Origin of the sequence: Corynebacterium kefirresidentii (assembly GCF_016599755.1) — a bacterium.
GTDB classification, from domain to species: domain Bacteria; phylum Actinomycetota; class Actinomycetes; order Mycobacteriales; family Mycobacteriaceae; genus Corynebacterium; species Corynebacterium kefirresidentii.
This window is the reverse complement of sequence record NZ_CP067012.1, coordinates 1,279,006-1,299,053: the sequence shown is the minus strand read 5'-3', so window position 1 is coordinate 1,299,053 and position 20,048 is coordinate 1,279,006. Positions and strand designations below refer to the sequence as shown.

Genomic DNA, 20,048 nt, shown 5'->3' with positions numbered 1-20,048 from the left:
GTTATGCCTCCCCCTTCTCAGTGCCTGCGGCATCGAGGTTGACGGCAGCTCGGGTCAGCACGACTGCGTCTCGACCGTCAATCTCATTGTTATATACGGTGACGTCTTCTTCTCGCGCGGTAGGCAGGTTTTTGCCCACATAATCTGCGCGGATGGGAACTTCGCGGTGGCCGCGGTCTACCAGAACTGCGAGCTGGATAATATCGGGCCGGCCAACGTCGCTTAGCGCATCAAGGGCGGCGCGAATCGTGCGGCCGGAATACAAAACATCATCAACCAGGATGACAATCGCGTTATCGATACCGCCGGTAGGAATGGTGGTGGGTTGCAATGCGCGATGCGGCTTATTGAGCAAATCATCGCGGTAGAGGGTGATATCGAGGGAGCCCCATGGGACTTCTACCCCGGAAAATTCTGCGATCTTAAGTGCAAGACGCTGTGCTAGCGGCACGCCACCAGAGGGAATGCCAAGCAGAATGACCCGCGGAGCCTCCGCGGAATCGAGCGCCGTTTTTTCAATGATCTGGTGCGCGATGCGTGCAACGGTACGCGAGACATCATCGGAGCTTAAAAGCTCCAATTGTTTCGCGGTAGCGTTAGTTTCACTCATCGTGACCTCCTTCCCCGCCTCACGGTGCGGTCTTTAAAGGATGCCGATAGATGGTCTCAAAAGTGTCTATGGTGTTAGACACAAGATACTTTAGCACCCCACCCGCCATTCGGGTGAGGCAACCCAGAAAGGTACTTCGACGGTGAGTTTTTCTGCACAACACGTAGTCCCTGCACCCCGCACAGATGTCTGGGCCTGGCATACCCGCCCAGGTGCTCTCACCCGGCTCAACGCCCCGTTCGCCTTTATGACCCCAGTGCAACAAGCACAGAGCCTGGGTGATGGCACTTCGATTCTGCGCTTGCCTGGTGGCCTGCAGTGGAAGGCACAACATGTGTTGTCCCGTTACCAGGAGGGCTATTCCTTTAGTGATGAGTGCGTCAATTCCCCACTGCGCCAGCTGACTCAGTGGCGCCACACCCACGCCTTCGCCGAGGACCCAGCCGGTACCCGGGTGACGGATGAGGTGGACACGCGCGTTCCTTCCGCCGCATTGAAATCAGTCTTTGCTTATCGGCAGCATCAGCTGATTGAAGACTTTGCCTTCTTCAAACGCCTGCGCGATGCAGGACTTAATACCCGACCATTGACCATTGCGATGACAGGTTCGCGCGGCAGTGTCGGCACGGCGCTTACCGCGCAGCTACGTACCGCCGGCCATACAGTGATCCAGCTCGTGCGTGGTAAGGCGGGCAGTGGCCAGCGCCACTGGAATACCAACCTCCCCGATCCGCACTTGCTAGACGGCGTGGACGTCCTTGTCCACCTGGCGGGCGAGCCCATCTTCGGCCGTTTTAATGAGGAACACAAGGCTGCCATTCGGGATTCCCGCGTGGGCCCTACCCGGAGCTTGGCTCGCATCGCCGGCGAAACGCCATCCGTAAAGGCCATGGTGTGCGCCTCTGCTATCGGCTTTTATGGCGCAAACCGGGGCGAGGAAGTCTTAACTGAGGACTCCGAACCGGGAGAGGGATTCTTAGCCGATGTCGTGCGCCAGTGGGAGGACGCCTGCGAACCCGCCCGCGCAGCGGGCACCCGCGTAGTCAATATCCGCACCGGCATTGCCATGTCAGGCGGCTCCGGCCTACTGCCGCTGCTGCGAGCCCTCTTCTCCACCGGACTGGGTGGCCCCTTTGGCGATGGCAAATTCTGGTTTAGCTGGGTTGCTATCGATGACCTTACGGATGCCTATTTCCGCGCCATCGTGGATGATTCGCTTTCCGGCCCAGTCAATGCGGCCTCCCCCAACCCGGTCCTCAATAAGGAGTTCGTTGCTGCATTGGGCAAAGAGCTCCACCGGCCGGCTATTTTGCCTGTGCCCTCCTTTGGTCCTTCGCTCTTGCTCGGGCGCGAGGGCGCCCAGGAATTAGCCTTGGCAGAACAGCGCGTAGCACCCACCGTGCTCACCGAGCTCGGTCATAGCTTCCGCTACCCCACTATCGACGCCGCCTTGGCGCATGAACTGGGTGGCGAAAGCCTCTGCTAGTTGCGGGCCACTCCCCGTGGACGCCCCAGACATTTTTGGCGCAGCGCCACCGGAGTGCGACGCAATTTGTCGGTCAGCCAAAGGTTTTGGGCAGTGAATCACCATCGCAGCTCGTTGCGGCAACGCGCACGTACTGCACCACCCCGATATAACTTCCGAGCAAGACCTGCGGTGTTCTTCTCCTGCCGGAAAGCACGGGTGTAGTTAGGTAGGCTAGGAAGGGTTGACCTTAACCCCGATTAGTACATGGATTGAGACTGTTTAAGTGTCTGAAGAACCAACCCTGTATCCCGATACGCCGGTAGAGCCCGTTACTCTCGAGCGTATTGGTGAGATCTTTGAGTCCGAAAACCTCGAGTACCGCCTAGAAGAGCAGCCTGTAGGCGAGGACGAGACCGTACGTATACTGCGTACCGGCTTTTCCAATGTTGCCATTGCTATGCAGGTTCGCGATGACGTCCTCGTCGCCGATTCTGTGTGGCGCGGCAACGTCCCTTCTTCTGAGGGACCGAGCCTGCTGATGGTTCTCAACCAGTGGAACCAGCAGCACTTTGCACCGACCCTGCGCTTTTTCGAGTCCGCAGAAAACAACCTCGCGGTCTCCGGTGTACGCGAAATTAATGTGGCACACGGCCTATCCCGGAACCAGATTGGTTCCTTTGTGATGTCCACCCTGGACTCTATGCTGCAGTCCTTCGCCTTCGTCGAGGAACATTACCCACAGCTCGTGACCTGGGAGGAGCACAACCATGACTAATGCATCTACGGAAAATAACCTGCCAGAAATCAGCCTGGACCGCGTTATCGAGGCAATGCGTACCTTCGATATTGAGCTGACCACAATGGACGCTGATATCGACGCAGCCACCGCTAACCTCAATGGCCTGCCCACCATGTTCGCGGTACTAGACTCCGTCGTTATCGTTCGTTGCGACGTGCCTACCGACGCCGCCTATTCCAAGGCCGACGCTGGCCTATTTCTGGCTGCAAACCAGATCAACTCGGTAGCTTTCGGAGCGCGCGCGGTTATCTCAGAGCACGATGACATGCTCGTCGTGCGCACCGAGCGCGATATCCCCGCTGCCGCTGGTATGAATGACGAGCAGCTGCAGGCGGCCTTAAAATCTGCAGTAGACGGCGTAATCCGCGGGCAGGACGCCATGGTCTCTGCTGCAGAAGAGATGGCCAAGCTTGGCTCCGAAACTGCTGGCAAGGCCGGCGCGGAAGGCGATAACTCGGGTGCTGGAGATGCCACGAGTTAGCTAAGCCCGCCAAAGAACCAAGCTCCCTGAGCCCGCCGTTCCTCACATGGAAAAGGCGGCAGAAAGGGAGCTTTTTGTGCACAATTACTCGGCGTCGAGAATGCGTTGGCGTTCTTCTTCCGGATCAAAATCCGGTGCGGGCCAAGAAAGCTCTAGGTGGCGCAGCGCGTCCACGATGAGGAACTTCAATGCCATGCGGGCGTACTTCTTATTATCTGTGGGGATGACGTACCACGGTGCCCAGATCTCATCCGTTCGGCGAATGGCATCTTCATAAGCAGCCATGTACTCGTCCCAGTATCCGCGCTCCTCAATATCGGAGGGGTCGTATTTCCAATATTTGTCCTCGCGTTCGGTGCGCTCCAGCAAGTTTTCTTTTTGGAACTGTGGAGAGATATGCAGGAATATCTTTAAAATCTTGACGTTGTTGCCGGCCAGTTCCTGCTCATAGTCCCGTATGGCTGCAAAACGGCGGTCCACTTCGTCTTCGTCTACCCATTTATGCACCCGCTGGATGAGCACATCTTCATAATGGGAGCGGTCGAACGCCACGATTTGGCCCGGCACGGGGTCATGTTTGCGAATGCGCCACAAAAAGTCGTGCTCCAGTTCCTCGTCTGTCGGTTTGCCAAAGCCGACAGTTTTGGTGCCTTGCGGGTCAAAGACCGAAAAGACATTACGGATGGCACCGCCTTTGCCGGAGGTGTCCATTCCTTGTAAAACTACGAGCAAGGAAGGAGCGCCTTCTTCGTGGGCGCGGCCATTGGCAAAGAGACGCTCCTGAAGGTCGTAAAGCTCTTCATCGTAATGCCCGAAACGATCAGCTAGGTCAGATTTGGAGCCACTGAAGCCCGGTGTAGTGGTGGGGTCCACATCAGCGAGGCGGAAATTCCTCCCTGCCCTCAGCCCCAGTGCATCATGAATCTTAAATTTGCCCATGCCTATCATGGTACAAAAATACCGCCCGCAGCCAGCCTGGTATTTCAACCAAGCCAGCCGCGGACGGAAAATGGCTCACGCTAAAGGGCGCGGCTACTACTCGCCGGTAATTACTGGGCCGAGTCTTCCGCTGGTGCGGAGGCCTCATCAGTTGCGGCTGCGTTGCCCGCAGTCTCTGCTGATTCGACCGGGGACACGGTATCCGTCGTGTCTTCATCCGCAGCAGTATCGTGCCCGTCTTCTTCTAGGCCCTGGTGTTCTGCAGACATTGGGCTTTCGGCGGAGCGGGACTGCGCCACATCGTCCAATACCGCGTGGATATACGGTGCCGCCTGCTCATTGGAGTACTGAGAGGCGATTTCGACGCCTTCTACTACAGCGGTAGCAGTAGGAATATCGGGATTGAAGAGCAGTTCCCAGACCGAAACGCGCAGTATAGCACGATCTACTGCAGGAATGCGGTGTAGCTCCCAGTCCTCGGAAAGGTAGCGAGAGATAGTCTCATCGATGACATCAAGCTCTTCCGCTGCCCCCTTGATAATGACCTTGGTGTACTCGGCAATCGGCGCTACCGCATTGCGATCCTCGCGCGCCAAAGCGATGCGGTCCTCCACGATGGCTACGGGATCGATGTCTCGATTCTCAGCTTCGTATAGGATGTCCGCGGCGCGGCGACGTGCGCGATAGCGCGCGGTGTGCCGCTTGTAGTTAATGTCGCGCTTAGGGGTGTTATCAGACACAGCCAGATGCCCTAGTTGTTGACGCGGGAGAGGTACTCACCGGTGCGGGTATCGATCTTGAGAACATTGCCGATCTCGATAAACAGCGGAACCTGGATCTCCGCGCCGGTCTCCAAGGTGGCAGGCTTAGTGCCGCCGGAGGAACGGTCACCCTGCAGGCCAGGCTCGGTGTGCTCGACCTTGAGGTCTACGGAAATAGGCAGCTCTGCGAACAGCGCCTCATCCTCGTAGAAGGAAACCTGTACGCGCATGTTCTCCAGCAGGAAGCGAGCGGCATCGCCAAACTTCTCCGGCGGGAGCTCGAACTGCTCAAAGGTCTTCTCATCCATGACGACGTAGCTGGTGCCATCGTTGTAGAGGTAGGTCATATCGCGCCGGTCCACGGTAGCGGTCTCTACCTTCACGCCTGCGTTCCAGGTCTTGTCCACGGTCTTGCCGGAGACAACATCCTTAAGCTTGGTACGCACGAAGGCTGGGCCCTTGCCCGGCTTTACGTGCTGGAACTCAACGATCTGCATCAGTTTGTTGTCGATCTTCAGAACGAGGCCGTTCTTGAAATCAGTAGTATCAGCCATTGCGGTTAAACTCCCGAAATTGTGGACTAAAGGTTGAAAACAATGATCAAGCCTACCGGACAACTGCCTTTCGGGGTATTACTGGTCCCCCATTTCCGCCCCGCACTTCTGCCCTATCTTGGCTAAAAGAGAAACTTCCGCAGCTTGTGACCATACGCAGCAGGTGGAGAACAGACACGTAATGGTTTTTATCCAACGATAACTGGCTGTACGGTACAGTCTTGCCGTATTAATTTTTCACATTTCTACCAAGGATTTTTGCGATGCCTTTCAATAAGCTTTCTGCTGTGGCTACCGTGACTGGCGCAGCTTTAGCAGCACTTAGCGCTCCCCAAGCACTGGCGGCGGATGCCCAAACCGTGATGTTCGGCGATTCTATCTTCGCTAACCCTACCTATGGCCAGATCGGGACCACCTCCAGCCTGTCCCCCGCAGCAGACACTGCTCTCTCGTCTGCTACCCATGGCATTGAAGACACCCCGGGTGCACCTTCCCCGCAGGGCTGCCCGCAGGGTCACAGCAATGTAGGCCGCGAACTGGAGCGGGTTTCTGGCCAGCACGTAGCCAACTACGCCTGTTCTGCCGCGAAAGCCGCCGGCCAGTCGCACCGCAAGGACTTCGAGGAGCAGATAAACGGGGCCATTGCCAATAACGATCTCAATGGTGCAACCAAGAATGTTTTGATTCAGTTTGGCGCCAACGACCTCCAGGAAATTTTGCGGCCATCGCTATCTTCCGCCAATCCTTATTTTGACGGCATGAAGCGTTCCATCCAGCGTGTCCGTCAGGCCGCGCCTCATGCGCACATCACCGTCGTAGGGTATCCCGCCATCTCCGCCCGTAACGGCGCCGTATGCCCGGTACGCACGTCCGCGCCGGGCTCCACCGACGCCGGTTTCAATCTGGACTACGCGGGCCTGGTACACACCGGCGAGGACCAAGTCAATAGCGCGATGTACAAGGCAGCACGTGCCAGCGGTGTCCAGTACTACGACCTACGCGCCGATTCCATTGATCATGGCATGTGCGCACCGGACAGCACGCGCTGGATTTCCGGCAAGTGGGAGTACTCCGTACCGCACAACCTTTTCAACCACCTCACGCACCTGGGCAACCGCAACGTCGCCCAGCTGCTCAACTCCAAGGTGCTCAGCCACTAGGCAGGTAGCTCGGTGAGCTCCTTCGTCGCGGCGGTGATGATCTTCGGTGCGCCATCGGTAATGATGAGGGTATCTTCGATGCGCACGCCGCCCTTGCCAGGCACGTAAATGCCCGGCTCGATGGTCAAGGTCATGCCCGCGGCCAGTTCGCCCTTCCCGGTCTGGGCGGCGAAGGGCGCCTCGTGTACGTCGAGGCCTACTCCGTGGCCAGTCGAGTGCACAAAGTAATCGCCATAGCCGGCGGCGGAAATAATGTCGCGGCAAGCTGCGTCGACGTCGGCAAGCTTAGCGCCCGGCACCGACGCTGCCACGCCCGCTTTCTGGGCGCGTAGCACCACATCATAAATTTCTTTAGCAAAGTCATTCGCCGCGCCCACGACGTAAGTGCGCGTGCAGTCGGAGTTGAACCCCCGCAGATGCGCACCGAAGTCGATGGTCACCAAATCTCCGTCCTCGATGACCCGATCGTCCGCACCATGGTGTGGCATGGCCGAATTGGGACCGGAAGCGACGATGGTATCGAAGCTCACCCGCTCCGAGCCGAGCATGCGCATCCGGTACTCCAAATCGGCAGCCACCTGGCGCTCCGTGCGGCCGGCACGCAGCTCGCCTGCGGCCAGGAGATCCTCCAGCGCCTGATTAGCCAGCGCGGCAATTTCCTCCAGCTTTTCCAGCTCGAGTGGGTCTTTAAACAGCCGAATATCTTCAATCACGCCAGTAACGGGGACCAAGGTGACTGACTCTGGGGCCGAATCTTCGAGTTCCTTCAATTCAGATACCGTCAGGTAGTCTGCCTCAAAGCCCACGCGGACCGGTCCTTGCACATCGGCGAATTGCTGCAGGAGCACCTTGCCTACAGCGCGCCCCTGAATAGCTTCCAGATCAGGGACCTCGCGGGAAATCTGCGTGGTGTAGCGGCCATCGGTAGCAACCTGTGCGGAAAGATCCTTGCGCAAAAGCAGACCACCATTGGATCCGGAAAACCCCGAAAGATAACGCACATGCGTGAGGTGGGTTACTAAAACGGCATCGATGCGCTGGCTGGCCAGTGTCGCGGCAAGCTTGCGGCGCCGGTCACTAAAGCGGGTATCTGCCAAAGCCATGATTTAATCCTCCTGGGTTGACTGCGGTGTTGAAAGTATTCACCCAGTATATCGACCTTGCCACCGCGGTCGGGCCGTTTTCTTTCCGCCCGGACGCCACGAAGCCCAGTGGGACGCTTCTATTGGCAGAGGTAGTCCACTGCCGCAACATAACCAAAGACCCCCAAGCCAGCAATCACACCGCGGGCAATCGGACTGAGATAGGAGTGATGGCGGAAGGGCTCGCGTGCATGCACATTGGAGATATGCACTTCGACGAATCCGGCTCCCTCCGCCACTTCAGCCAGGGCATCGCGCAAAGCCACCGAGGTATGGGTAAACCCGCCAGGGTTGATAATCACGGGATAGCCCGCATCCGCGGCGGCATGTACCTCTTCAATGAGCTCGCCCTCATGGTTGGATTGAAAACATTCCACCTCTACCCCGTGTTCGGCGGCACGCGAGGCAATCATGCGCTCCACATCGGCCAAGGTGGTTGAGCCGTAGACATCCGGTTGTCGCTTTCCCAAGCGGTTTAAGTTCGGGCCGTTGAGAACAATAATCTTCATCTTCTACTCCGAAATCGCGGCGTAGGCCGCCTCGAGCTCGTCCAAGTCAGGGCCTTCCAGGCGGGTGGTCTCACCCACCCCAGTCAAGGCCACAAACCGAATTTGGCCGTCCCTGTTCTTCTTATCATGGGTCATGGCCTCATACAGGTCGGCGAAATGGCCTGCCTTATACCGCGTGGGAAGCCCAATGCTGTGCAGGATCCGGCGGTGCTTTTCCACCAGTTGAGCATCAATGAGGCCGCGGGAATGCGACAGGTGGGCGATAAACATGATGCCCACTGCCACCGCGTTGCCATGGCGCCATTCGTAGTTCTCATGGCGCTCTACAGCATGGCCAAAAGTGTGGCCGTAGTTCAGCGTTTCGCGCATACCTGACTCTTTCAAGTCTTGGCTTACCACGGCGGCTTTTACTGCGATGGAGCGTTCTATTAATTCTGGCAAGAAGCCCTGCGGGTCCACGCAGGCCCCAGGGTTGTCCTCATAGCGTTCCAGAATTACCGGGTCATGGATGAAACCAGTTTTGATGATCTCCGCCGAACCGGCAACGATTTCCGCCTCGGGCAGGGTGTCAAGGCGCTCTAGGTCCACAAAGACGGAATCCGGCTCGTGAAAGGCGCCGACAAGATTCTTCCCGGCCGCCGTATTGATGCCGGTTTTGCCGCCCACGGCGGCATCAACCATGGCCAATAGCGTTGTAGGCACCTGGATAATCTTGATGCCACGCATCCACCCAGCCGCCACAAACCCCGCCATATCGGTGGTGGCACCACCGCCTAGGCCGATGATGACGTCACGCCGGTTAAAGCCGTTCTCCCCCAGCTTGTCCCATACACCGCCAACGACGCTGAGCTGCTTGGCCGCCTCAGCATCGGGAACCTCAATGAGCACGGGCACGACCCCCTGGGTCCCAACGAGTTCCGCTAGGTGCTCGGCGGCGGCGCGCAGCGGCGGTTGGAAGACAATGCCTGCCCGGCTAGCGCCAATCTCCGCGCAGCGCTGCGCGATGTCTTCATTGAGACCGGCGCCAATGCGAACTTTATAAGGCTGCGGTCCATTAACGGCAATGGTGGGCATGGTGGTCCTTTCCGTTCGCCGCCGAGGCAGTGTGGCGAGGAACAAGTACGAGCGCAGCGGGCAGCTAAAGGGTATCGAGGAAACCGAGAATATCGCCTACTACCTGCTGCGGGGTTCGGGTATCTGTGCGCACTCGATAATCGGCAACCTCCTGGTAATACGGGCGCCGCACGTCCACTAGGTTTCGGTAATGTTCGAGGGGGTCAGCGGCTGCAAGAACCGGCCGATTGCTATCACCGGAGGTGCGCCTTGCTCCTTCTTCAGGGGAAATATCCAAAAAAATTACCGTGTGCCGCTCCAGGAGGTCACGAGTGGACTCCGTGAGCACTGCCCCGCCGCCGAGACTTACGACCCCATCGGTACGCAACGCGGCCGCAACGTGTTGCGCTTCAAGCGCACGGAAGTCCTGCTCACCGAGCTCGCTAAAGACTTCCCCGCAAGGCTTTGCTTGTGCCTGTTCAATAAGGTGGTCAGAGTCAGTAAATTCACAGCTCAGGGCATGGGATAGGCGGCGGCCAAGTGTGGATTTACCCGCGCCTGGCGGGCCAACCAAAACAACGCGTGGGCGGGGTTGGCCCGTAACGGCGGTTGGGGTGGTCATAACTTACTCCTGGTCAAAAGCAAGGCGGTCCGAAACGTATCTATCATACGCGGCAATAGCCTGAGAGGTTTCTTCGAGGCTATCTCCGCCGAATTTCTCAAGCACAGCGCGCGCAAGAACAAGGGCAACCATGGCTTCTGCTACGACGCCGGCCGCCGGAACCGCGCAGACATCGGAGCGCTGGTGAATGGCAGTTGCCTCAGCGCCGGATTCCATATCAACGGTGCGCAATGCGCGCGGGACGGTAGAGATTGGTTTCATCGCCGCCCGGACACGAAGCTGCTGCCCATTAGTCATGCCGCCTTCGAGGCCACCTGCGCGATTGGTGAGGCGGGAAATGCCCTCAGCGGTACGCACCATTTCATCGTGAGCAGCGGAGCCGCGCCGACGAGCCTCTGCGAAGCCATCACCGATTTCCACTCCTTTGATAGCCTGAATGCCCATCAAAGCGCTGGCTAATTGCGCATCCAAACGGTCATCGCCGGAAATGTGCGAGCCCAGTCCAATAGGCAGGCCATCTACCACGACTTCGACGATGCCGCCCAAGGTATCGCCTTGTTTCTTGGCGGTTTCGATTTCTGCAATCATGGAGGCCTCTGCCTCCTTATCACAGGCGCGCACGGGTGAATCATCGATAGCCTCGATGTCCGCGAACGCCGGCGCAGGGCCCTCATAAGGCTCAGAAGCCCCAATAGAAATGACGTGGGAGAGTACCTCGATGCCGAGGGTCTCGCGCAGGAAGTTGCGCGCGACGGTAGCGGCAGCCACACGCGCTGCAGTCTCACGCGCGGAGGAACGCTCTAGAATGGGGCGCGCTTCACTATGGCGGTATTTCACCATTCCGGCAAAATCCGCGTGGCCTGGACGCGGCCTAGTCAGGGCTGCACCTCGTCCAGAATTCATGGCCTTTATATTTTCTTCATCGTCCATATCCAGTGGATCGGCCGACATGATGGTGGTCCACTTCGGCCACTCCGTATTGCCAATCATTATGGCAATAGGACTACCCAGAGTCAGCCCGTGGCGGACTCCGCCCAGCACGGTAACCTCATCAGCCTCAAACTTCATGCGGGCGCCACGGCCGTAGCCAAGGCGGCGCCGGGAAAGCTGATGCGAAATATCGGCGCGGGTAATTGGGACCCCGGCGGGCATGTGCTCCAGCAGAGAAATAAGAGCCTGGCCGTGGGATTCACCTGCAGTAGTCCAACGAAGCATGCGGGTATTATCGCACGATGAGGCCAATCCGGTATGAACTTGGCCCCGCAATATATTCTTCCACCCCCTCAAAAAGGGTAAACACAAGCCACGATGAGTGCCGCCGCCAATAACATCGCGGGGCCATGCGCGCTTTCTTTCTGCCCAGCACACACAGACCAGACGAACGTTAACAGGGACGCGCAGCCGCTCGCCGCCACCACCCCTATGAACCCAGCAGCATGCCCTACCAGCATCCCTAAGGGCACGGCCAGCTTAATATCGCCGCCGCCCACCCCTGTATGGGCCAGCCCAAGCACGAGATATATCCCCGGCCACCACAGCCCGCCCCAGTTGGCAAGTACAAGTGACAACGCAGCGGCTGGCAGCGTCAACCAGTCGGGCAAGCGGCGATGCCGAAAGTCCCACCAAGACAGTGCCGCGGCCCAAAGGCAATAAACAATTCCCCCAAAGATCAACACGGGACTTAGAGTAAAGCGAGGTACCGCCTAGCGCTCGAGGCTTCCACTCAGAGGGCGAATTGTGCAGCGTGAGCCAGACGCGAAGGATAGCCCGCACTTGTCCAGGCCTCGTTTTATTTGACAGTTTGCGACCGCCGCTGCAATTCCTTATTCAATGCATTTAGCATCTCTTCCCGCGGTGCGGCCACGCCGGTAAATTGCTCAAACTGGCTAAATGCTTGATATGCGAGCATGATATGTCCGCCGACGGACTTGTACCCGTTGGCCGCCGCGCACGTGGTCAGCGGCGTGGGCCAGGGATCATAAATAACGTCGAGCACCGGTGCGTGGGCGATGTCGAAGACATAGTCCTCCACCGCAGCGGCGGGAACGGTGGATACAATGACATCGGCTGCGCGAGACAGTGCAGATAGGTCACCATCGAAACCGGTGAAAGAAAGCTCCAGTCCCAACTCTTGGGCAAGTGGCCGTAGCTCGGCGCTACGGTCCGAGCGATTGAGCACGGTGACGGTAGACACTCCGCGCTCAGCCAGCGCCCACAAAGCTGGACGCGCTGTGCCTCCAGCTCCAATGAGCATCGCGTGCCGTGCGGGGGAATCCCCCAAAAGTTCTATGAGCGCGCCACGCACGCCTTCGGTGTCGGTATTGTCTGCAAACCACCCTTCTTCTTTACGCACCAGGGTGTTTGCGGAACCTATCAGCTGTGCGCGCTCGCTTACGGTATCCGCAAAGCGGAGGGCGGCGAACTTACCCGGCATGGTGACGGAGAACCCTACGAACTCAGGGGTACTCCGCCTCACCAGATCCGGCAAGGCCTCCGCAGCCGTTTCAAAGCGGGTGTAGTCCCAACCTTCGAGCCCGGCAGCCTCGTAGCCAGCATTGTGGAGCACCGGAGACAGTGAGTGCTCGATGGGGCTACCAAGGACTGCCGCACGTGGCATCGGTTCTACCTCTTCGTGGTTTTGCGACTTTATTGGGCGGGCTGCTCGGCAGCGGCGTCGCCGTTGCCGGAACCAGCGCCCTCCCCTTCGCGCTTGGAGTCAAGCACGCCGGAGCGGATGGCGTCATCAACGCGGCCCAAGTGCTCATCGTAGGTATCGGAGAAGACGGTGGTGCCTTCCTCGTCCACGGTGACAAAGAACTTCCAATTGCCCTCAGCAGGCTGCTCCATGGCCTTGATTGCATCATCCGAAGGAGAAGCAATCGGGGTATCCGGCAGGCCCTCCTTTGCGTAGGTATTCCACGGAGTCTTCTCCTCACGGGCCTTATCGGTGGTGGCCAGCTCAACGTCTTCCAAGCCATAGTTCACGGTGGAGTCAAACTCCAAGCGCATCGGCTCGTCCAGACGGTTGAGGATGACGCGGGCGACCTTGTCGAACTCACCTGCTGGCGCCTCGCGCTCCACTAGGGATGCGGAAGTAAGCAGCTCATAAGGGCTCAGACCGATAGCCTGGGCGCGTTCTTCGATCTTGGTCTCGTTGTAGCGCTTGGTAGAGCGGGTAATGAGGTCCTTCAGAATATCCTTGGCCTCCATATTGGGGTCCAGGACGTACTGGCCTGGAGCGATAAGGCCCTCAATGCGCTTAGGATCGTTGCCGCGCTTGTTAATGGCCTCGAGTGCCCACTGTGGCGCACCCAGCTCAGCAGGATCAGTTTCCGCAGCGACCTTTTCTAGGTCTTCCTTCTTCAGGCAGTTGCCATCGTTGCAGCTGACCTCAGAAATCAAGGAGTAGATGCCATAACGAACGTCTCCACCAACAACCTTGACGTCCTCCAAGGTTGCGCCGCCTTGGACTTCGAGCATGTCGACGCGGTTATTCTTATCCAATAGCGCCTCTACCGCGGCGTTGGCACTCATCTCTTCCTGCAGGCGGTAGAAGCCAGGTTGGATTTGGCTTGCGCTATGGTTCATAGACGCAGCAGAGTCAAAGGCGTCTTGGGTCTTGACCACATTCTTTTCCACCAGTGCAGGACCGAGCTCGGACATCGACGAGCCTTCCGGCACCTCCACCAGCTGGGTGGTACCGTTGCCGGTTCCCTCATAATCGGCAGAGGTATTGCCGAGACGGAATCCGATGTAGATAAGGGCGCCAAGGATAACGATGATCGACGCAATGATAACGGCAATGCCGCGCTGGCGGCGCTTGACGTGTTTCGGCTCCATCGATCGACCGAGACGTTCTTGATTACGGCTCACTTGTTTTAGTCTCCTGAGTTTGAAGGCTGATCTATTGCATCCCTTGGACGGAGAGCGTTTGCACGCCCGTCCAACCATGTCTGCAATATCTCCACCGCTGCTGCTTGGTCGATGACTTTACGGCCCTTCTTCTCGGACACGCCTGACGCGCGCAGCGCGGTGGTCGCTGCCACGGTAGTCAAACGCTCATCAGCCAAACGTACTGGTGGTGGAACTTTATCCATATTTGCATTTCGATTCAACCGACGGCGGATCCGAAACGCAATTTCTTTAGCATGTTTTACGCTTTTTGAGCCATTTCCCTGCAAATCTCGTGGCAGCCCCACGATGACCTCGACCGCCTCATAAAAATCAATCAATTCTAGGATCCGGTCGATATCACCCTTATCGCGGTCCTTAAACCCGGTTTCGCGGTGAACGGTCTCCACTGGGGTGGCAAGCGTTGCTTCCCTATTGGACACTGCTACGCCGATGCGTACAGTACCGACGTCAAGCGCGAGCCGGCGGCCCTGCCCCGGATCATCAACCCCGGGGATATCTGGTTCCACTTGTGCCACGTTCGAACTCCTACAGGGACTCGAGCATATCCTCGACGGCGGCAAAGCCGCGCTCTGCACCTGCAGCTGAAGAACCGGAGCCCTGGGCCATGTCCGGCTTACCGCCGCCGCGGCCATCAACGTACTGGCCAAATTGCTTGACGACGTCCCCGGACTTCACACCGCGTTCGACGGCCTTGTCGGTGGCTGCCACGATGAACGGGAACTTGCCCTTGTCCTGGGCGCCCAAGACGATGACGGCTTCTTCCTCGCGCAGGCGGTTACGCAGGTCCGTAGCCACGGTGCGCAGGTCCCCACCGGTGGTTCCATCCGGCAACGTCAGCGCAATAACCTTGAAACCATTGATGTCCTTGGCGGCGCCGACAAACTCGGAGGCACGCGCAGCCAGCTGCTGCTTGCGCAGGGTTTCGATTTCCTTTTCTGCTGCCTTGAGCTTCTCAGATAGCTGAGCAATGCGCTCAGGCAGGTCCTCGGTCTGTACCTTAAGCTCGCGGGAGACTCCTTCCACCAAGGCGGTTTCCTTGGAGTAGTAACGGAAGGCATCCATACCGGAGTAAGCCTCAATGCGGCGAGCGCCAGAGCCTACGGAAGATTCACCCAGCACGGAAACCGGGCCGATTTCAGCGGAGGATCCCACGTGGGTACCGCCGCATAGCTCGATGGAGAACGGTCCGCCGATTTCTACCACGCGGACTTCCTTGCCGTAGTTCTCACCAAAGAGCGCCATGGCGCCCATGGCCTTAGCCTCTTCCAAGGAGGTCTCGATGGTGTTGACGGCAAAATTGGAGTCAATTGCCTGGTTGGTAATCAAGGCAATTTCTTCCAGCTGGGCCTGGCTGAGCTGTTCGGTGTAGTTGAAGTCAAACCGTAGGTAACCCGGGCGGTTCATAGAACCAGCCTGGACCGCGGTGGGGCCAAGCACCTGGCGCAGTGCGGCGTGAATGAGGTGCGTAGCAGAGTGAGCCTGGGTAGCGCCGTGGCGCCACTGCTCGTCGACGCCCGCCTCAACCGACATGCCCAGGTCTAGGCCGCCAGCCGTAACCGTGGCTTTGTGGACCCACAGCTTCTTGCCAATCTTTTGGACGTCATTGACCTCCAGCAAGGACTCGCCGGCCACAATGCGCCCGCGATCAGCCATCTGGCCGCCCGCCTCGGCATAAAGTGGGGTGTGGTCCAAAATGACCTCGACCTCTTCACCCTCGTGGACTTCATCGACCTTTTCTCCGCCGCGGACAAGGCCGATCACGCGGGCGTCGGAAGTAAGCTCCTCGTAGCCGGTGAAGACGGTGGGGTTATTGTCTACCCAGTCGCGGTAGAGGGAAAGGTCAGTGTGCCCGTGCTTCTTGGCCTGGTTATCGGCCTTGGCGCGGCGGCGCTGCTCACCCATGGCATCGTTGAAGCCATCCATGTCCACCTCAAGGCCCGCTTCCTGGGCCATTTCCAGCGTCAAGTCGATGGGGAAACCATAGGTATCGTGCAGCTCAAAGGCCTTCTCACCAGGCAGGACCTTTGCGGTCTTCGCGCGAGAGGTGGACTTGAGCTCCTGCACGGCATCGTCGAAGAGGCGGGTTCCGGACTCCAGAGTCTTGAGGAAGGCCTTTTCTTCGTTGACGGCCACGCGCAGAATGCGCTCACGGTTGTCCGCAATCTCCGGATAAGACGGAGTCATGGTATCCATGACCGTGTTCATGAAGCGCTCCATGGTGGCACCGGTAGCGCCCAGCAGCTTGGCGGAACGGATAATGCGGCGCAGCAGGCGACGCAGGATATATCCGCGGCCCTCATTGCCCGGGGTTACGCCATCCAAGATGAGCATCATGCCGGTGCGGGAGTGGTCCGCTACCACTCGGAAGCGGATATTGTCTTCCTGAGAGGCTTTATCGCCGTAGGTGGCACCGGTAAGTTCCTCAGCTACGTCAATGACTGGACGCAGCAGGTCTGTTTCGTAGACGTTGTCTACGCCCTGCAAAATGCAGGCCACGCGCTCGATGCCAAGGCCAGTATCGATGTTCTTCTTGGGCAGCTCGCCAACGATTTCAAAATTGCCCTTACCAATGCCCTCGCCGCGTTCGTTTTGCATGAAGACCAAGTTCCAGATCTCCATGTAGCGGTTATCATCGGCAATGGGTCCGCCGTCCTTGCCGTACTCAGGACCGCGATCGAAATAAATCTCGGAGCACGGGCCACATGGTCCAGGGATACCCATGGACCAGTAGTTATCCTCCATGCCGAGGCGCTGAATGCGCTCTTCAGGAACGCCAATCTTATCGCGCCAGATTTCGGCGGCCTCATCATCATCCAGGTACACCGTCACCCACAAGCGTTCTGGGTCTAAACCAAAACCGCCCTCCTCAACGGAGCGGGTAAGCAAGGTCCAGGCATTGGTGATGGCGCCTTCCTTGAAGTACTGGCCAAAGGAGAAGTTTCCGGCCATCTGGAAGAAGGTGTTGTGGCGGGTGGTAATGCCCACCTCTTCAATATCAAGGGTGCGCACGCACTTCTGAATAGAGGTGGCTAGCCCCTTGGCAAAGGGCGGATTCTGCTGGCCCAGGAAGTAGGGCTTGAATGGAACCATGCCCGCGTTTACGAAAAGCAGGTTAGGGTCATCCAGGATCAGCGAGGCACTTGGTACCGCCTCGTGACCAGAATTGACGAAGTGCTGGGTAAACCGTTCCCGGATCTCATGAGTCTTCACGAGCAACAATCCTAACTGTATGAGCTTTCATCTTCTATCGAGAAGTTTCTAACCCGCCCAACTTTACCCTTCGCCGCACCGCAATTTCCCTTGGGTAGGTATCAGCGCGGCCGGCGAGCGTTTTTACCGAGAGAACGCTTGCCGCGAATAATGCTGCGCAAGCGGCCTATATAGTCATAAACGCGCTTTTCAGCTCCATGATCGGTGGGTTCATAATATACGGAGCCTTCCAACTCATCGGGCAGGTATTGCTGTTCTACTACGCCGCGGGGATCATCGTGGGGGTAAACATAGCCCACGGCATTTCCCATCCGCTTTGCGCCCTCGTAGTGTCCATCGCGCAGATGCGCCGGCACGTGGCCCACCTTGCCGGCGGCCACATCTGCCTGGGCCTGCGTGATGGCGGAGATTACTGATGGAGACTTCGGCGCGGTGGCCAGATGGATGGTGGCCTGCGCCAAGGGAATTCTCGCCTCCGGCATTCCGATGAGCTGTGCGGCCTCGGCCGCCGCCACAGCTACCTGGAGCGCAGTGGGATCGGCCATACCGATGTCTTCGGAGGCATGCACTATGAGCCTGCGCGCTATAAAGCGCGGATCCTCTCCCGCTTCCACCATGCGGGCTAGATAGTGCAGCGCAGCATCAACATCGGAACCACGAATGGATTTAATAAACGCAGAGACCACATCGTAGTGTTGGTCGCCGTCGCGGTCATAGCGCACGACCGCCTTATTGACGTTGTCTGTGACCGTCTGTGCGGTAATTTCCCCGCCGTCGGCGACCGCCTCGGCCGCCGCCTCCAGGTAGGTCAATGTGCGCCGCGCATCACCGCCGGCCAAAAGAACTAGCTGCTCCAAGGCCTCGTCGGCGATCCGAATCTTGCGCTCGCCCAAGCCTCGATCGCTTTCTAGCGCGCGTTTGGCGACGCCCCTTAGGTCGTCGTCGCTTAGCGAATGCAGCTGCAAAAGCAGCGAGCGCGACAGGAGCGGCGCCACAACGGAAAATGAGGGATTTTCCGTCGTCGCCGCCACGAGCAGTACGGTGCGGTTTTCCACGGCCGCGAGCAGCGCATCCTGTTGGGTTTTAGAAAATCGATGTACCTCATCGATAAAAAGCACCGTCCGGCGCCCGTGAATGAGCTCTTGCCGGGCGTGGGTGATGACCTCGCGGACCTGCTTCACGCCCGAATCGAGCGCGGATAGACCCACAAAATTCTGCCCCATCTGGCTCGCAATAAGAGAGGCAATCGTGGTCTTGCCAGTACCTGGCGGGCCATACAAAATGACAGAGGCCTCCCCTGAGCCTTCCACTAGGCGGCGCAATGGCTTGCCAGGAGCCAAAAGGTGGTCTTGTCCGACCACTTCATCCAAGCTCTGCGGGCGCATGCGCGCCGCCAGCGGCGATCCTGCGTGGGTGGCAAAGAGGTTCTTCCCAGGCAAAGACGCGGCATTGTCCCCGGGAGTGGGCCCGCCAAAGAGTGAGTCTTGAGACACTAAAAACCTACCTCCTAGCAGTGTGCGGGCACATCAAAGTTATCTATTCATCATCCAAGCGACGCGCAATTGCGCTGCCAAACTCTGCGATGGGTGCGCAGGCGGGGCCGTCGCAGCGCGCGGCATAGCGCGACAGCGCCTCAAAGGTTTCGTACAGATCGCGGCGTACCAGCAATTCATCTTCCGTAAACGGCCCGTGATCGGCCGGGCGCAAGATCGAATGCTGCGGATCGTGGAAGACCTCGGCTTCTCCCCTGACCAAGGCCACCAGCCCTTCAATGCCGCCTGCTTGCATGGTGGTCACGCTCGACAGCGCCCAGCCGATAAGTGAAGCCACGATGAGTCCATGGATCTCTTCCGGATCAGAAAACAACGGCCACACGTCTGCTACCGCACGAGACCAGGCGGAGATAAAAATATCTGCCTCCTCGTCCGTAATCGGCTTAGAGAAGAGGAATTGTGGGAAACCGGCAATAACGCAGGCCACGTCGAAGCCTACATTGCGGAACCCCGCCCATTCATAATCCAAGAAGTGCAGGTGCTGCGAGACGATAATATTATCTGGAGAAAGGTCAAAGGGGGTAAAGGCCCGGTCCTTGCCGGAGGCCAAAGACCTGGCTGCTTGACTAGCTAGCTCACGGAAGCTTTCGGGGGCTTCGAGCCCCGCCGTATCCAGCAAATCAAGGCCGATTCCGATGGAGCCTTCCAATGCCTCATCACGCACGGATTGGTGCGGGGCCAATTCCGGGTTCTTGCGCAACATGCGGCTAAGCAAGGTTTCATAATCCTGCTCATGCCCGGCGGTCCCCGCATGCATGTGGCCCAGTGCGCTGCCCAGCGAGCGCAGCACTCGGACGCGGTCGGCATCGGTGGACTGAACCAGGACATCGGCAAGCGTTTCGCCCTCTCCCAAGTCCGTCAAAACGATAATGCGCTTATCTAAATCATGGGCGAGGAGCACCGGGCCGGGGCGCACATCTTCAGATAGCGCGGTAGTAAATTGATAAGCCACAACCTCACGCAGCATTGCGGCATCATCAACGCCATAGCCTGTGACCGGGTTGTATTTAATGACTACCGAGCGGTGAGGCAGGAAGGCGCCGGGGGCAATCCTTGCGCGCAGGACCATTGCATTGCCGGAGCCATCCAAGCGCTCGACGCTCGACATCTCCGGGGTGCCACCAAAACGGCGCGACAACATCTCCGAGGCGGCCTTGATGACGTCCTCGGGCGATAGCACAGTATCGTTTTCATCCATAGTTCTATCCAGTATGCCCCCTCACACCAAAGCGGGGCCACAAGTTCGCCCGCAGCGAAAATGGCCACGGCCTA

At 58.4% G+C, this 20,048-nt stretch carries 20 protein-coding genes; 4 read left to right on the top strand and 16 right to left on the bottom strand.

Annotation, left to right across the window (positions count from 1 at the left end; translation table 11 throughout):
• Position 1 precedes the first annotated feature (1 nt).
• Complete coding sequence (gene pyrR / locus I6I12_RS06295; protein WP_049360744.1) at positions 2-610, bottom strand: bifunctional pyr operon transcriptional regulator/uracil phosphoribosyltransferase PyrR; 609 nt, start codon at positions 608-610, stop codon at positions 2-4.
• Positions 611-752: 142 nt separating this feature from the next.
• Between pyrR and I6I12_RS06290 the strand changes: the two genes are divergently transcribed.
• From I6I12_RS06290 to I6I12_RS06280, 3 genes are all read left to right on the top strand, one after another.
• Positions 753-2,096: a TIGR01777 family oxidoreductase gene (locus I6I12_RS06290; protein WP_200287456.1), complete on the top strand. Its 1,344-nt coding sequence runs from the start codon at positions 753-755 to the stop codon at positions 2,094-2,096.
• 265 nt (positions 2,097-2,361) lie between these two features.
• Positions 2,362-2,853, top strand: coding sequence for a YbjN domain-containing protein (locus I6I12_RS06285; protein ID WP_023021470.1), 492 nt, complete (start codon positions 2,362-2,364; stop codon positions 2,851-2,853).
• Positions 2,846-3,358 (top strand): YbjN domain-containing protein, encoded by a 513-nt coding sequence (locus I6I12_RS06280; protein WP_200287454.1) that lies wholly within the window; start codon positions 2,846-2,848, stop codon positions 3,356-3,358. The genes I6I12_RS06285 and I6I12_RS06280 overlap by 8 nt, the downstream gene beginning before the upstream one ends.
• Before the next feature lie 84 nt (positions 3,359-3,442).
• Here the strand turns inward: I6I12_RS06280 and I6I12_RS06275 are convergent, their stop codons facing one another.
• The 3 genes from I6I12_RS06275 to efp form a co-directional block, all read right to left on the bottom strand.
• On the bottom strand, positions 3,443-4,297 hold the full coding sequence (locus I6I12_RS06275) for a PPK2 family polyphosphate kinase (protein WP_200287452.1): 855 nt from the start codon (positions 4,295-4,297) through the stop codon (positions 3,443-3,445).
• Between the two features lie 110 nt (positions 4,298-4,407).
• The gene (gene nusB / locus I6I12_RS06270; RefSeq protein ID WP_200287450.1) at positions 4,408-5,037 is read right to left on the bottom strand and encodes a transcription antitermination factor NusB; all 630 of its coding nucleotides are present in this window, start codon (positions 5,035-5,037) and stop codon (positions 4,408-4,410) included.
• An 11-nt stretch (positions 5,038-5,048) separates the two neighbouring features.
• Positions 5,049-5,612, bottom strand: a complete 564-nt coding sequence (gene efp / locus I6I12_RS06265; RefSeq protein WP_023021466.1) for an elongation factor P — start codon at positions 5,610-5,612, stop codon at positions 5,049-5,051.
• A 263-nt stretch (positions 5,613-5,875) separates the two neighbouring features.
• On the opposite strand from efp, the gene I6I12_RS06260 reads away from it, so the two are divergent.
• Positions 5,876-6,772, top strand: coding sequence for a GDSL-type esterase/lipase family protein (locus I6I12_RS06260; RefSeq protein WP_200287449.1), 897 nt, complete (start codon positions 5,876-5,878; stop codon positions 6,770-6,772).
• On the opposite strand, the gene I6I12_RS06255 is transcribed toward I6I12_RS06260, so the two are convergent.
• The 12 genes from I6I12_RS06255 to I6I12_RS06200 all read right to left on the bottom strand — a co-directional run bounded on the left by I6I12_RS06255 (position 6,769) and on the right by I6I12_RS06200 (position 19,974).
• Positions 6,769-7,875 carry a M24 family metallopeptidase gene (locus I6I12_RS06255; protein ID WP_200287447.1) on the bottom strand — a complete coding sequence of 369 codons (1,107 nt, stop codon included), beginning with the start codon at positions 7,873-7,875 and terminating at the stop codon, positions 6,769-6,771. The two genes, I6I12_RS06260 and I6I12_RS06255, sit on opposite strands and share 4 nt — an antisense overlap.
• A 119-nt stretch (positions 7,876-7,994) precedes the next feature.
• The gene (aroQ, locus tag I6I12_RS06250; RefSeq protein WP_200287445.1) at positions 7,995-8,423 is read right to left on the bottom strand and encodes a type II 3-dehydroquinate dehydratase; all 429 of its coding nucleotides are present in this window, start codon (positions 8,421-8,423) and stop codon (positions 7,995-7,997) included.
• A 3-nt stretch (positions 8,424-8,426) separates the two neighbouring features.
• Positions 8,427-9,497, bottom strand: coding sequence for a 3-dehydroquinate synthase (gene aroB, locus I6I12_RS06245; RefSeq protein WP_200287443.1), 1,071 nt, complete (start codon positions 9,495-9,497; stop codon positions 8,427-8,429).
• 64 nt (positions 9,498-9,561) lie between these two features.
• A complete protein-coding gene (locus I6I12_RS06240) occupies positions 9,562-10,098 on the bottom strand; it encodes a shikimate kinase (RefSeq protein WP_023021461.1) in 537 nt (178 codons plus the stop codon).
• A 3-nt stretch (positions 10,099-10,101) separates the two neighbouring features.
• Positions 10,102-11,313, bottom strand: coding sequence for a chorismate synthase (gene aroC, locus I6I12_RS06235; RefSeq protein WP_200287441.1), 1,212 nt, complete (start codon positions 11,311-11,313; stop codon positions 10,102-10,104).
• A gap of 68 nt (positions 11,314-11,381) precedes the next feature.
• The gene (locus I6I12_RS06230) at positions 11,382-11,774 is read right to left on the bottom strand and encodes a prepilin peptidase (RefSeq protein ID WP_200287439.1); all 393 of its coding nucleotides are present in this window, start codon (positions 11,772-11,774) and stop codon (positions 11,382-11,384) included.
• Between the two features lie 113 nt (positions 11,775-11,887).
• Complete coding sequence (locus tag I6I12_RS06225; RefSeq protein WP_200287437.1) at positions 11,888-12,715, bottom strand: shikimate dehydrogenase; 828 nt, start codon at positions 12,713-12,715, stop codon at positions 11,888-11,890.
• Positions 12,716-12,744: 29 nt separating this feature from the next.
• The gene (mltG, locus tag I6I12_RS06220) at positions 12,745-13,938 is read right to left on the bottom strand and encodes an endolytic transglycosylase MltG (protein ID WP_034655375.1); all 1,194 of its coding nucleotides are present in this window, start codon (positions 13,936-13,938) and stop codon (positions 12,745-12,747) included.
• A gap of 38 nt (positions 13,939-13,976) precedes the next feature.
• Positions 13,977-14,528 (bottom strand): Holliday junction resolvase RuvX, encoded by a 552-nt coding sequence (ruvX, locus tag I6I12_RS06215; RefSeq protein WP_023021457.1) that lies wholly within the window; start codon positions 14,526-14,528, stop codon positions 13,977-13,979.
• A 10-nt stretch (positions 14,529-14,538) separates the two neighbouring features.
• Positions 14,539-17,223 carry an alanine--tRNA ligase gene (gene alaS / locus I6I12_RS06210; protein ID WP_200287435.1) on the bottom strand — a complete coding sequence of 895 codons (2,685 nt, stop codon included), beginning with the start codon at positions 17,221-17,223 and terminating at the stop codon, positions 14,539-14,541.
• Positions 17,224-17,324: 101 nt separating this feature from the next.
• Entirely contained in the window at positions 17,325-18,716 is a 1,392-nt protein-coding gene (locus tag I6I12_RS06205) for a replication-associated recombination protein A (RefSeq protein ID WP_200287433.1), read from the bottom strand.
• Positions 18,717-18,759: 43 nt separating this feature from the next.
• Positions 18,760-19,974 (bottom strand): protein kinase family protein, encoded by a 1,215-nt coding sequence (locus I6I12_RS06200; RefSeq protein ID WP_200287431.1) that lies wholly within the window; start codon positions 19,972-19,974, stop codon positions 18,760-18,762.
• Between the last annotated feature and the right edge of the window lie 74 nt (positions 19,975-20,048).